This window comes from Pseudomonas sp. HN8-3 (genome assembly GCF_020790195.1).
Classification (GTDB): Bacteria; Pseudomonadota; Gammaproteobacteria; order Pseudomonadales; family Pseudomonadaceae; genus Aquipseudomonas; species Aquipseudomonas synxantha_A.
The window spans coordinates 5,941,126-5,953,544 of the sequence record NZ_CP086206.1 but is presented as its reverse complement, the minus strand read 5'-3'; the positions used below and the strand labels follow the sequence as shown (position 1 = coordinate 5,953,544).

General features: G+C 60.7%; 11 protein-coding genes. 4 read left to right on the top strand and 7 right to left on the bottom strand.

The features are described 5' to 3' along the window. Positions 1–85: 85 nt before the first annotated feature. Together LJX92_RS26665 and oadA are read left to right on the top strand one after the other, a co-directional pair. Positions 86–1,501: an acetyl-CoA carboxylase biotin carboxylase subunit gene (locus LJX92_RS26665; protein ID WP_003195732.1), complete on the top strand. Its 1,416-nt coding sequence runs from the start codon at positions 86–88 to the stop codon at positions 1,499–1,501. Between the two features lie 11 nt (positions 1,502–1,512). Beyond that, complete coding sequence (gene oadA / locus LJX92_RS26660; RefSeq protein WP_032878657.1) at positions 1,513–3,321, top strand: sodium-extruding oxaloacetate decarboxylase subunit alpha; 1,809 nt, start codon at positions 1,513–1,515, stop codon at positions 3,319–3,321. Positions 3,322–3,388: 67 nt separating this feature from the next. On the opposite strand, the gene LJX92_RS26655 is transcribed toward oadA, so the two are convergent. From LJX92_RS26655 to LJX92_RS26640, 4 genes are all read right to left on the bottom strand, one after another. Beyond that, positions 3,389–4,780 (bottom strand): hypothetical protein, encoded by a 1,392-nt coding sequence (locus LJX92_RS26655; RefSeq protein WP_228309144.1) that lies wholly within the window; start codon positions 4,778–4,780, stop codon positions 3,389–3,391. Positions 4,781–4,905: 125 nt separating this feature from the next. Beyond that, complete coding sequence (locus tag LJX92_RS26650; RefSeq protein ID WP_032878658.1) at positions 4,906–6,201, bottom strand: autotransporter outer membrane beta-barrel domain-containing protein; 1,296 nt, start codon at positions 6,199–6,201, stop codon at positions 4,906–4,908. A 164-nt stretch (positions 6,202–6,365) separates the two neighbouring features. Continuing rightward, entirely contained in the window at positions 6,366–7,136 is a 771-nt protein-coding gene (locus LJX92_RS26645; RefSeq protein ID WP_228309143.1) for an amino acid ABC transporter permease, read from the bottom strand. Next, a complete protein-coding gene (locus LJX92_RS26640) occupies positions 7,133–7,954 on the bottom strand; it encodes an ABC transporter substrate-binding protein (protein ID WP_032878660.1) in 822 nt (273 codons plus the stop codon). Before LJX92_RS26640 ends, LJX92_RS26645 begins: the two co-directional genes overlap by 4 nt. A gap of 114 nt (positions 7,955–8,068) precedes the next feature. Between LJX92_RS26640 and LJX92_RS26635 the strand changes: the two genes are divergently transcribed. Then, complete coding sequence (locus LJX92_RS26635; RefSeq protein WP_032878661.1) at positions 8,069–8,971, top strand: homocysteine S-methyltransferase family protein; 903 nt, start codon at positions 8,069–8,071, stop codon at positions 8,969–8,971. Positions 8,972–9,013: 42 nt separating this feature from the next. Here LJX92_RS26635 and LJX92_RS26630 read toward each other — a convergent pair whose 3' ends face one another. Genes LJX92_RS26630 through LJX92_RS26620 form a run of 3 tightly spaced genes read right to left on the bottom strand, consistent with a single transcriptional unit; the run spans position 9,014 to position 10,777 of the window. Beyond that, positions 9,014–9,685 (bottom strand): GNAT family N-acetyltransferase, encoded by a 672-nt coding sequence (locus tag LJX92_RS26630; protein WP_228309142.1) that lies wholly within the window; start codon positions 9,683–9,685, stop codon positions 9,014–9,016. Between the two features lie 10 nt (positions 9,686–9,695). Further along, a complete protein-coding gene (locus tag LJX92_RS26625; RefSeq protein ID WP_032878663.1) occupies positions 9,696–10,142 on the bottom strand; it encodes a GNAT family N-acetyltransferase in 447 nt (148 codons plus the stop codon). Then, positions 10,139–10,777, bottom strand: a complete 639-nt coding sequence (locus LJX92_RS26620; RefSeq protein WP_228309141.1) for an FMN-binding negative transcriptional regulator — start codon at positions 10,775–10,777, stop codon at positions 10,139–10,141. Before LJX92_RS26620 ends, LJX92_RS26625 begins: the two co-directional genes overlap by 4 nt. Positions 10,778–10,865: 88 nt before the next feature. Here LJX92_RS26620 and LJX92_RS26615 point away from each other — a divergent pair, with 88 nt between their 5' ends. Next, positions 10,866–12,404 carry a PLP-dependent aminotransferase family protein gene (locus LJX92_RS26615; RefSeq protein WP_228309140.1) on the top strand — a complete coding sequence of 513 codons (1,539 nt, stop codon included), beginning with the start codon at positions 10,866–10,868 and terminating at the stop codon, positions 12,402–12,404. Positions 12,405–12,419: the final 15 nt, after the last annotated feature.

Genomic DNA, 12,419 nt, shown 5'->3' with positions numbered 1-12,419 from the left:
GCGACTGTCATGAAACATTTGGTCACGCGCCGACCCACCTCAAGCGGGTCGAAGAACGCAGCAATCGGCTCAAGGGAATTTCCAAGTGATAAAAAAGATCCTGATCGCCAACCGTGGTGAAATTGCCGTACGAATCGTGCGCGCCTGCGCCGAGATGGGCATTCGCTCGGTCGCGGTTTACTCGGACGCCGACCGCCACGCGTTGCACGTCAAACGTGCCGACGAAGCCCACAGCATTGGTGCCGAGCCCCTGGCCGGCTACCTCAACCCGCGCAAGCTGGTGAACCTGGCGGTGGAAACCGGTTGCGACGCGCTGCATCCCGGCTACGGCTTCTTGTCGGAAAATGCCGAGCTGGCGGATATCTGCGCCGAGCGCGGCATCAAGTTCATTGGCCCTTCGGCCGAAGTGATTCGCCGCATGGGCGACAAGACCGAAGCGCGCCGCAGCATGATCAAGGCCGGTGTGCCGGTCACTCCCGGCACCGAAGGCAACGTCGCGGATATCCACGAAGCGCTGACCGAAGGCGACCGCATTGGTTACCCGGTGATGCTCAAGGCCACTTCCGGTGGTGGCGGGCGCGGTATCCGTCGTTGCAACAGTCGCGAAGAACTTGAACAAGCCTTCCCCCGCGTCATTTCCGAGGCCACCAAGGCGTTCGGCTCGGCGGAAGTGTTCCTGGAAAAATGCATCGTCAATCCCAAGCACATCGAAGCGCAGATCCTGGGTGACAGCTTTGGCAACGTGGTGCACCTGTTCGAACGCGATTGCTCGATCCAGCGTCGCAACCAGAAGCTGATCGAAATTGCCCCCAGCCCGCAATTGACGCCTGAACAGCGCGCCTACATCGGCGACCTGTCGGTGCGTGCGGCCAAGGCCGTGGGCTATGAGAACGCCGGTACCGTGGAGTTCCTGCTCGCCGAGGGCGAGGTGTACTTCATGGAGATGAACACCCGGGTGCAGGTGGAACACACCATCACCGAAGAAATCACCGGCATCGATATTGTCCGCGAGCAGATTCGCATCGCCTCGGGCCTGCCGCTTTCGGTCAAGCAGGAAGATATCCAGCACCGTGGCTTTGCGTTGCAGTTCCGTATCAACGCCGAAGACCCGAAGAACAACTTCCTGCCCAGCTTCGGCAAGATCACCCGTTACTACGCACCCGGCGGCCCCGGCGTGCGCACCGACACGGCGATCTATACCGGCTACACCATCCCGCCGTTCTACGACTCCATGTGCCTGAAACTGGTGGTGTGGGCGCTGACCTGGGAAGAAGCCATGGACCGCGGCCTGCGTGCCCTGGACGACATGCGCCTGCAAGGCGTGAAGACCACTGCCGCCTACTACCAGGAAATCCTGCGCAACCCGGAATTCCGCAGCGGCCAGTTCAACACCAGTTTCGTGGAAAGCCACCCTGAGCTGACCAACTACTCGATCAAGCGCAAACCCGAAGAGCTGGCCCTGGCCATCGCCGCCGCCATCGCCGCCCACGCAGGCCTGTGAGGAATATAAGAATGAGCAAGAAGATTTTCGTAACCGACACTATCCTGCGCGACGCCCATCAATCGTTGCTGGCCACTCGTATGCGCACCGACGACATGCTGCCGATCTGCGACAAGCTCGACAAAGTCGGCTACTGGTCCCTGGAAGTCTGGGGTGGCGCAACGTTCGACGCCTGCGTGCGCTTTTTGAAAGAAGACCCGTGGGAGCGCCTGCGCAAACTGCGCGCCGCGCTGCCTAACACGCGCCTGCAAATGCTGCTGCGTGGCCAGAACCTGCTGGGCTACCGCCATTACAGCGACGATGTGGTCAAGGCCTTCGTGGCCAAGGCTGCCGTCAACGGTATCGATGTGTTCCGCATCTTCGACGCCATGAACGACGTGCGTAACCTGCGCGTGGCCATCGAAGCGGTCAAGGCTGCCGGCAAACATGCCCAGGGCACCATCGCCTACACCACCAGCCCGGTGCACACCGTCGATGCATTCGTGGCCCAGGCCAAACAATTGGAGTCCATGGGTTGCGACTCTATCGCGATCAAGGACATGGCCGGCCTGCTGACTCCTTATGCCACTGGCGAGCTGGTCAAGGCGCTCAAGGCCGAGCAGAACCTGCCGATCTTTATCCACTCCCACGACACCGCGGGCCTGGCTGCGATGTGCCAACTCAAGGCTATCGAAAATGGTGCCGACCATATCGACACCGCCATCTCCAGCTTCGCCTGGGGCACCAGCCACCCGGGCACCGAGTCGATGGTCGCCGCCCTTAAAGGCAGCGAGTTCGACACCGGCCTGGACCTGGAGCTGCTGCAGGAAATTGGCCTGTACTTCTACGCGGTACGCAAGAAGTACCACCAGTTTGAAAGCGAGTTCACGGCGGTCGACACCCGTGTGCAGGTCAACCAGGTACCGGGCGGGATGATTTCCAACCTGGCCAACCAGTTGAAAGAGCAGGGCGCTCTCAATCGCATGAGCGAAGTACTCGCCGAAATCCCGCGTGTACGTGAAGATCTCGGCTTCCCGCCGCTGGTGACCCCGACGTCGCAGATCGTCGGCACCCAGGCGTTCTTCAACGTGCTGGCCGGTGAGCGCTACAAGACCATCACCAACGAAGTGAAGCTCTACCTGCAAGGCGGCTACGGCAAGGCCCCGGGCACTGTGAACGAAAAGCTGCGCCGTCAGGCCATCGGCAGCGAAGAGGTCATCGACGTTCGCCCGGCTGATTTGCTCAAGCCGGAAATGACCAAGCTGCGCGGTGAAATCGGCGCGTTGGCCAAGTCCGAAGAAGACGTGCTGACCTACGCCATGTTCCCGGATATCGGGCGCAAATTCCTTGAAGAACGCGACGCAGGCACCCTGGCCCCTGAAGTCCTGCTGCCGATTCCGGAGGCAGGCGGTGTGGCCCGTGCCGGTGGTGAAGGCGTGCCGACCGAATTCGTCATCGACGTGCACGGCGAAAGCTACCGTGTAGACATCACCGGTGTCGGCGTGAAGGCTGAAGGCAAACGCCACTTCTACCTGTCCATCGACGGTATGCCGGAAGAAGTGGTGTTCGAGCCGCTCAACGAGTTCGTCAGCAGCGGCGGTAGCAAGCGCAAGCACGCCACCGAACCCGGCCATGTCAGCACGGCGATGCCGGGCAATATCGTCGACGTGCTGGTCAAGGAAGGCGATGTGGTCAAGGCCGGCCAGGCTGTATTGATTACCGAAGCCATGAAGATGGAAACCGAAGTGCAGGCCGCGATTGCCGGCAAGGTGACCGCTGTTCATGTGGCCAAGGGCGACCGGGTCAACCCGGGTGAGATCCTGATTGAGATCGAAGGCTGATAACAGCCTTCGACACTACCGCTTAATCCTCGGGGGGGCAGGTGCCCTCCTTTTTTTTGCCTGAAACTCAGGCCTCTGTAGAGGGTTTGCGCCTGAAACTGACAAAGACCCCGCTGGGTGTGTAGATCAGCCTCGGCGTCAAGGTTTTAAGGTTGCTGGTGATCCTGTTGAAGCGTCCCTCAATCTGAGCAGCGTCGATAACACGTAACTGGCGGGTAAGCAGTTCGTCGTTTTCGTGTTCGACCTGGATATTCAGTGTTGTGCCCTTGAGGCGGGCCCTGTTGCCGACTTTCAAGGTGCTGTGCGCTTCACCCATGCCGAGGGTGAAGGCCAGGGTCGACCCGTTTGCCAGGTCAAGGTCGTGCTTGATTCGCGTCTGGCTTTTCAGCGCAGGGTCCAGCAGCAGCGTGCCGGCAACGTCAAGATTGGTTACCGTGCCTGCGGTGTAGGTTGCGCCTGCATCAATCGTCATTGTGCCCCCGATGTAACTCTGGTTGATCAGCGTTGCCCCGCGAGAGACTCGGCCTTGCTGATTGGCGTCCAGCGCACCGTCGAGGGTCCAGGCACCGCTGCCTATCCACAGGTGCTGGATACGAAGGGCGCCGTTGAAAGTGCCACCTTGGACATCGTCCAGCACGACGTGATTGGTGCCACTGCCACCGTCTACTTTGCCGTTGAATTGAGCGTTACCGCGCACAGTCAACACATCATCGCCACCCCCCATATCCATGGCGATGCCTTTGGTGCCGCTTATCAGCCCATCGTTGGTGACTTGGTCATTGTGTTCTCCGATCAGCCTCACGCCGTAGCCGTTGCGACCGGTGATGATGCCCTCGTTGATCAGCGAGGTGCTCCCGTAGGCCGGGCCCAAGTCCCCATCGTCCACCAGCACCCCATGATGTGCGCCGCGAATAACTCCACGGTTATAGATTTCGCCGCCGCCCATGGCGATGCCTTCGCTGGTGTTGGGGGCTCCGTTCTTGTCCGCGCCATTGGCCCCGGTGCCTTCAATGAGCCCGTAGTTGTGCACGCGTGCACGTTTGTCGATGTCCAGGCCATCACCGTCGCCATCATTCTCTTTGGATCGCTGGGCATCCGCGCCCCTGATGATGCGGTAGTTGACGACGTCTGCATTGCCCTTGGATTTCAGACCGGCCCCTTTATGGCCGATGATTACGCCGTGATTGATCAGCGTCACATCGTCGGTGGCTTTGATGCCGTTGCTGCCACCCGCTACCGCTCCGTGGTTGACGATTATGCTTGCTGCGCTGTTCGCGCTTATGCCGCTATACGACTCCTTGAAGCGCGTGGAAGGCCCGGTGGATATGTGCCCGTAGTTGGTAAAATGACCGCCGGTGGCGAGTTCGATAGCGTTACTTTTTTCAGCATAAACAGGGGCTGCTGCCGAACAGCCAGGCAGGGGGATATAGGCCGCAAGCTGGTGGGGTACTCGTAACATTGGGTTTCGACCTCAAGTGTGCTTGAGGTCGAAAACTAACGCAGGTAACAGCCGACAGATGTCGGCTGGCAGAGCAGATGATTGTAAGAAGGCTCGCTGTCGGGATGTCGTCTGACGATGCTCGGTTAAAAGCTCATCGTCCATTGCCCCTTCAAACCCTGGTTGCGGCTATGGGTGCCAGCTTGGCCGCTGTAGGCCAGGCCCAGGGTGTGTTGCTTGGATAACGCAAGATCAACGCCCAAGTTTACGTCGAGGCTATTGCGGTCCAGGGACGTGCCGGTAATGGTGAAGCCATCAAGCGCAACGGGCGCATTGCGATAGGTTTGGTGCACCTGGCTGTCAACCGCGCCGTAGAGGTGTTTCCAGCCGGCGCTGAGGTGAGGCGTGAGGCTGACCTGATCATCGAACCTGTAAACCGTCGCCAAGCGCAGGCCAACGGTGCTGTTAAGGTTCTGCTGGGTCTGCGCGCCGACGTTCAGCGCGGTCAGGCCGCCACTTTCCTTGAAACTGTCGCGGTGATGACGCTGGTAGCCGAGGCCAGCGAAAGGCTCGATGTGGAGGTCCTGGCTGCCCAATTGATAGCCCAGCTCAGAGAACAGCGTTTGGCTTTGGGCATCGTAACGAGACTTGAGCGAGTCCTTGTAAACGAGCAGGTTGACGTCGCGCCGGTTGGTCCCGGCATGGCTGCTGTAAATCGCCCCCAGGCGCAGGGCCAGCGGGCCGTCCTGACGCACCGCGTATGCGCCCAGGTGCAAGCTGTCCAGTTCGGTAGAGAAGCGTTGCGCCTTTAGGTCACTGGCGGATTTTGCCCCCATAACACCCACACGCCAGGCGTTATCCACTGCCCAGTCGGCGCCCAGCATCAGACCCTTGCTATCGTGCTTCAGTCCGGCGCTGCCGCTTCGTTGGTCGAGGTGGCCGCCGTTACTCACCCCTTGTACCCAGAAACGACCGTTGTCATCGTCGGGCAGGTTGCGCAGGGACGAGAGCAATTGGCTGCTGATGTGGCTGGTGACGGCGTGCGTGGCGCTGAGCAGGTTCGCGTTTTGGCTACCGGCCAATTGCTCCAGGGCTGCGCCGATGCCGCCGGGCTGTGCGGCGAGTGCGTCATTTACCTTTTGCAGCTCCTTGAGCTTCTCCGAGGTCAATTCGCCGGACTTGAGCAGTTCAAGCAGTGCGGGCTCCAGCACCTTGGCCACTTGCACGCCATTGTAGGTGGAGGCTTGGCCAATGAAGTAGCCGGGGTAGGGCCCAGGGATTGGCGGCGTATCGACTTCAGGTTTGAAGGCTCCCTCAGCGTCGAGCGAATCATAGGGTTGGTGAGGCCTGTATTCAATATCGCCTCGTGCGTGCGCAGGTTGCACACTGAGGGCAATTACAAGACTGATAAATGCTGCGATTCTTTGCGGTGTAAAGGGCATGAATTACCGACCTCTGATGAATGAGGCCGGGAATGTAGCGGGGGCACAGGCGGATAACTGTCAGGCCATTGACCGCTGGTTTGCGGGAGTTGTCTTTAGTCAGGTGCGATAAAAAGCCCATCTGCGTTTGGCCGACCAAGGCGCTATACAACGGGTGCTGCGCTTTAACTGCGGTGAATATACCCCTTGCCGAAATGCCGCTCCATGCGCGCCTGGATCAGCTCCAGTCCCAGTGACAGTACCCAATAAATGATTGCCGCCGTGGTGAGCATCTCGATGTAGCGGTAGCTGGAGCGGCCATAGGACTGTGCCAGGAACATCACTTCCCATACCCCCATCACCGAGACCAGCGACGAGTCCTTGAGCATCGAGATGAATTGGTTGGTGGCCGGGGGGATGATGGTGCGCATGGCCTGGGGCAGGGTGACGTGCCAGAAAATTTCCCTGTCACGCATACCCAAGGCCAGCGCGGCCTCGCGTTGACCATGGGGCACGCCGAGGATGCCGGCGCGGAAAATCTCGCTCAGGTAGGCACCATAGTTCAGCGACAACGCGATGATCCCGGCGACGATGGCGCCCGGCACCAGGCCCAGTTGCGGCAGGCCCAGGTAAATCAGCAGGATCTGGATCAGCAGCGGCGTGCCACGAAAGAACGAGGCGTAGAAACTGGCAATGCCAAACGCCACCGCGCTTTTCGACAGGCGCCCCAGCGCGGTGATAAAGCCCAGCACCGATGACGCAAGCATGGCGCACAGGCACAGGAATAGCGTCAGCGCCGCACCTTGCAGAAAACCGTTGGGCGCCAGGTGCAGGCCGACCAGGTTGGGCAGCTTGTCGAGAATGATCGAGAACTTCAGGTCAAAGCTCAGGAAGAAACTGGCAAACAGGGCGAACAGCGCCGCCCAGGTCAGGTAAAGCCGTATGCGAAAACTCATTGGCTGATGTCGGCGCCGATCCATTTTTGCGACAGCTTGCTCAAGGTGCCGTCCTGTTTAAGCTGGGCGAAGACCTCACGCACTTTGCTGTCCCACTGCGCGTCGCCTTTCTCGATGGCTACCGAGTTGGGCTCCGAATACAGCGGTGCGCCGGCCAGCTTGAAGCGCTTGTCCTGGGTCAGGCGCGGCTGCGCGGTAACCAGGTTGGTGAGGATTGCGTCCAGACGCACGCCGGCGCCCAGGCCCAGGTCCTGGAACGCCACATTGTCGGTATCGTACGGGGCGATCTGCACCTCTTCGAACGGGTACTGCAGCTGCGTGTCTTCGGCGCCTTCGATGACCAGGTTCTTGTTCAGGTAACTCTCGTAGCTGGAGGCACTGGTGAGCCCGACTTTCTTGCCGCTCAGGTCCTTGGCTTCGTGGATGCGATCATCCTTGGCGTTGACCACGATCACCGCGGGCGAGGCGTAATACTCAACCGGGAAGTCGAACACCTCGGCGCGTGCCTTACTCGGGGTCATGGAGCAGATGCAAATGTCATAGCGCCCGCTCCAGCGGCCAGCGGCAATGACGTCCCATGAAGGCGTTTCCAGGCGCAGCTTCACGCCAAGCTTTTGCGCCACGGCCTTGGCCACATCCACATCGAAACCGTCGAGCTGGTTCTGCTCGTTGAGGAATGAAAACGGCGGGTAGCTTTCCATCAGCACGCCGACCAGTTCCTTCTTCTGCTCGATACGATCCAGCGTGGCACCGCCAAAGGCTTGGGTGGAAGCAGCCAACATCGTCAGGCCCAGGGCCAACAGCGGTCTGAATTTCAAAATCGAACACCTGAATAAAAAAGAGGTTGTTATTAACCGAACGGTACGCATTAAATAGTTATAAGAACGACTCTCATAGTGAGTTATTTTCATAAGCATATGAGTAAAAAGCATATGGGCGCAGCACGCACAGTAATTCTCGATGGTGGCATGGGCCGTGAACTGCAACGCCGTGGCGCGCCGTTCCGCCAGCCGGAGTGGTCGGCATTGGCCTTGAGCGAAGCGCCGCAGGCGGTGGAGGCGGTACACGCGGCCTATATCGACAGCGGTGCCGACGTGATTACCAGCAACAGCTACGCGGTGGTGCCCTTTCATATTGGTGAGGCGCGCTTTGCCGCCGAAGGCCAGGCGCTGGCCGCATTGGCCGGTGAGTTGGCGCGACGGGCGGTGCAGGCGTCCGGCAAGGCGGTGCGTGTCGCTGGCTCCTTGCCGCCGCTGTTTGGCTCGTACCGGCCCGACTTGTTCCTGCCGGAGCGGGTCAGTGAGTTGCTGACACCGCTGGTGCTGGGCCTGGCGCCTCACGTCGACCTGTGGCTGGCGGAAACCCAGAGCTCAATCGTTGAAGCGCGAGCGATTCATGCCGGCCTGCCGCAGGACGGTAAACCGTTCTGGCTGTCGTTCACCTTGAAAGACGAAGACACCGACGACGTACCGCGCCTGCGCTCCGGCGAACCGGTAGCGGAAGCGGCCGAGGCGGCGGCGCAGTTGGGTGTGCAGGTGTTGTTGTTCAACTGCAGCCAGCCGGAAGTGATCGGCGCGGCGATCGATGCCGCGCGGGAGACCTTCGAGCGATTGGGCGTAGCGATTCAGATCGGTGCCTACGCCAACGCCTTCCCGCCGCAACCCAAGGAAGCCACGGCCAACGATGGCCTGGACCCGTTGCGCGACGACCTCGACCCGCCGGGTTACCTGCATTGGGCTGCTGATTGGCAGGCGCGTGGCGCCAGCCATTTGGGTGGCTGCTGTGGCATCGGGCCGGAGCATATTGCGGTGCTGGCGCAGCGCCTGACCAACTGATCCACCGCCCCTCCCACATGGGTTTTGTGTTGCGAGTGAGATCTAGATTCGGCATTCGGCCAGCGTTTTCAGCTGGCCCGAACCACTCTGGTTCGCCTCAGACAGCCAGGCCTCAAATCCCGCGCCCACTTTGGGCCATTCCGAATCGATGATCGAATACCAGGCGGTATCCCGGTTCCTGCCCTTGACCACAGTATGCTGGCGGAACACGCCTTCAAAGCTGAAGCCCAGGCGCTCAGCCGCGTACTTGGAGCGGGCGTTGGCGTTGTTGCACTTCCATTCCAAGCGGCGATTGCCCTGCTCGAAGGCGTACTTGGCCAACAGGTACACCGCCTCGGTACTTTTGGGCGAGCGTTGCATCGGAGCACCGAAGGTGACGTGGCCGATCTCGATGCGGCCTTGCTCGGGCACGATCGACATCAGGCTGAGGATGCCCTGGACCTGGCCGCTCGCGCGGTCGATCACGCTGAAGAAATACGGATCGTTATGGGCCGCGTGATTATTCAGCCAGGCATCGAATGCGCTGCGTTCAGGGAAGGGGCCGTAGGGCAAATAGTCCCATAGCTTCGGGTCAGCACCGGGCCCTTGTAGGGCTTGCCACAGTTGATCGCCGTGGCGCGCCGGATCGAGTTTTTCCAGGCGGATAAAGCGCCCTTCAAGCAGTTGAACCGTGGGTGACGGGACGCCTTTCCAGTCGGCGAGGGAAGTGGACATGCAGGGCTCCTTAAAGACCTTGGCGAAATTGGATGAAACCAGGGCGTTCGGCGATGCGTTCGTAGAGTTGGATCGCGGTGGCGTTGGTCTCGTGGGTCAACCAGTGCACTTTGCAGCAGCCATCGGCCTTGGCGGTGGCGTAGACGAACTCGATCAGCTTACGGCCTACGCCGGTGCCGCGTTGGGATGGGTCCACTAAAAGATCCTGCAGGTAGCACGAGTTCTCGATGCTCCAATTGGAGCGGTGATAGATGAAGTTAACCATGCCCACCGCCTTGCCGTCCTGCCAAGCTAACGCCGAGTGGGTCGGCTCGCGGGCGTCTATCAGGCGTTGCCAGGTGCTTTGGCTGACGGCGTCCGGCAGTTCGGTGTTGTAGAACTTCAAGTAGGCCAGCCACAACGGTAGCCAGGCGGCGTGGTCCGCGGCGGTGACTTGGCGGATGTCGATCGGGGTCATTCTGCAACTCCTTGGGGAATGAAACGGGCGAGATTCTGGTCGCGCAGATCAGCGCTGCCGGCCAGGGCTTCACGTACGCCGGCCATATCGGCTGCGCTGCGGTTCTGACTGAGCTTGCGTTTGCCGACCAGGCGGTCGATAGGCAGGGCAAAGCCAACGATGGCCTTGAGCATGGCGTCGATGTAGTCGGCCGGCGCATCGCCGACGGCCCAAGGTTGGGCGCGGCCGCGTTCGTGGTGATCAGTGAGGGCGCCGACGACCTTGAGTAATCGCTCGCTGTCGCTGAACACGTCGGCCTTGCCGTAGGCGTGCACGGCGAGGTAATTCCAGGTGGGCACCACTTTGCCGTGCTCGGCCTTGGAGGGGTAAAACGCCGGGCTGACATACGCCTCGGCGCCAGCAAAGATGACCAGTGCTTCACTGCCGTTTTGCAGGTCGCGCCACTGCGGATTGGCCTTGGCCAGATGCCCATAAAGCGTACCGTTGGGTCCTTCGTCGGGATTGAGCAGTAACGGCAGGTGGCTGGCCTGCAGGCCGTTTTCACCCACGGTCACCAACTGCGCAAGGCGCGTGTGCTGGATCAGTTGCTGGATTTGGGGCAAATCATCGAGGGCGAAGGCGCGAGGTGTGTACATGGAAAATTTTCCTTGGCGAATACCTGCATCCTAGGCAGGCTAATGGCTCGTTGTAAGAGCCATCTAGCCCTCATTTCATAGGTCCAATATGCCGCCCGTCATCCCCTCGATGTCGTTCGACCCTGCTGGCATCGAGTTGGATCGCCGCCAGGGCCTGACACGCCAGCTGTACGACGCCCTGCGCCAGCGCGTGCTGGATGGGCGGCTGGTCAGTGGCACGCGCTTGCCTGCCACCCGTGATATGGCGGCGGCGTTGTCGATCTCGCGCAACAGCGTGGTACGCGCATACGATCAGTTGTATGCCGAGGGGTTTATTGAAAGCCGGGTGGGAGACGGCACCTACGTCTCGCAGCTGCCCACAGCAAAAAAACTATCCACAAAACTATCCACAGGGTTTTCAACAGGCTTACCCACAGCCTTATCCACAAATCGTCTGGATAATGCGCACACTCAGGCCAGCGAAGTTATCCACAGTGGTGGCCTGGACAGGGTCAGACATAACCATTTGGTCCAGCCTCCTTGCGGTCCGCCACGGGCTTTTCGGGTGGGGGTACCGGCCTTCGATCTATTTCCTTTTGAGGTGTGGGCCAAGCTTAATGGGGCGTTCTGGCGCAAGCCGGACCTGGCGCAGTTATGCTACGGCGACCCGGCCGGTGACGAGCGTCTACGTGGCTTGATCGCCGCTTACCTGCGCACTGCGCGAGGTCTGCAGTGCACGACTGAGCAAATAGTGATCACCAGTGGCGCGCAACAGGCAATCAGCCTTTGTGCACAGTTGCTGGTGGAGCCTGGGGATTGCGTGGCGGTGGAAAACCCGGGTTATCGCGCGGCAGGCCATGCCTTTGCGTTGGCAGGTGGTCGATTGAAGGGTGTGCCGGTGGATGGCGATGGTATTGACTGCGAGGTCTTGAACCGCCTGAAGGATTGCCGGGTGACCTATGTCACGCCGTCCCATCAGTACCCGTTGGGCGTGGTGATGAGCCTGGCGCGGCGCCTGCAATTGCTGGCCTGGGCCGAGCGTACTGGCGGTTGGATCGTCGAAGACGACTATGACGGTGAGTACCGTTACACCGGAGCGCCCTTGTCGCCCTTGGCGGCGCTGGACCGTAGTGGGCGCGTGCTCTATGTCGGCACATTCGGCAAGGTGGCATTCCCGGCTTTGCGCCTGGGTTACCTGGTATTGCCGCCCGGTCTGGTAGAGGCCTTTGCTCAGCGCCGCGCCGTGGACATGCGTCATTCCGAAGTCAGCACTCAGGCCGTAATGGCCGAATTCATCGCGGCGGGGCATTTCCAGCGCCATATTCGGCGTATGCGCCGTGCGGCCCTGAACCGCCGCAACGCTTTGTTGGTCGGCTGGCCCAGCGAATTGCCAGGTGTCGGGGCCTTGCCCAGCGTTGCAGCAGGCTTACACCTGACGGTGCGCGTGGACAGCCTGGCCCGTGAGCAAGCGCTGCTTGCCCAAGCCCGCGCGGTAGATGTCGAGATCAACGGCTTGAGCGGCTACTGGCTGGCAGATACCGGCCCACCACCGGACCAGCGTGCCGGACTGGTGCTGGGGTTCGCTGCCGTGCCTGAGGCGGCCATCGCACAGGCGCTGGCCCGCTTGCGTCGGGTGTGGCTGGCTTGAATACGATCCGGCACT

What these genes read in the sequence shown, in the direction of transcription:
- oadA (WP_032878657.1), top strand. Translation starts at nt 1,513, where the DNA reads ATGAGCAAGAAGATTTTCGTAACCGACACTATCCTGCGCGACGCCCAT.
- LJX92_RS26655 (WP_228309144.1), bottom strand. Translation starts at nt 4,780, where the DNA reads ATGTTACGAGTACCCCACCAGCTTGCGGCCTATATCCCCCTGCCTGGC.
- LJX92_RS26650 (WP_032878658.1), bottom strand. Translation starts at nt 6,201, where the DNA reads ATGCCCTTTACACCGCAAAGAATCGCAGCATTTATCAGTCTTGTAATT.
- LJX92_RS26645 (WP_228309143.1), bottom strand. Translation starts at nt 7,136, where the DNA reads ATGAGTTTTCGCATACGGCTTTACCTGACCTGGGCGGCGCTGTTCGCC.
- LJX92_RS26635 (WP_032878661.1), top strand. Translation starts at nt 8,069, where the DNA reads ATGGGCGCAGCACGCACAGTAATTCTCGATGGTGGCATGGGCCGTGAA.
- LJX92_RS26630 (WP_228309142.1), bottom strand. Translation starts at nt 9,685, where the DNA reads ATGTCCACTTCCCTCGCCGACTGGAAAGGCGTCCCGTCACCCACGGTT.
- LJX92_RS26625 (WP_032878663.1), bottom strand. Translation starts at nt 10,142, where the DNA reads ATGACCCCGATCGACATCCGCCAAGTCACCGCCGCGGACCACGCCGCC.
- LJX92_RS26620 (WP_228309141.1), bottom strand. Translation starts at nt 10,777, where the DNA reads ATGTACACACCTCGCGCCTTCGCCCTCGATGATTTGCCCCAAATCCAG.
- LJX92_RS26615 (WP_228309140.1), top strand. Translation starts at nt 10,866, where the DNA reads ATGCCGCCCGTCATCCCCTCGATGTCGTTCGACCCTGCTGGCATCGAG.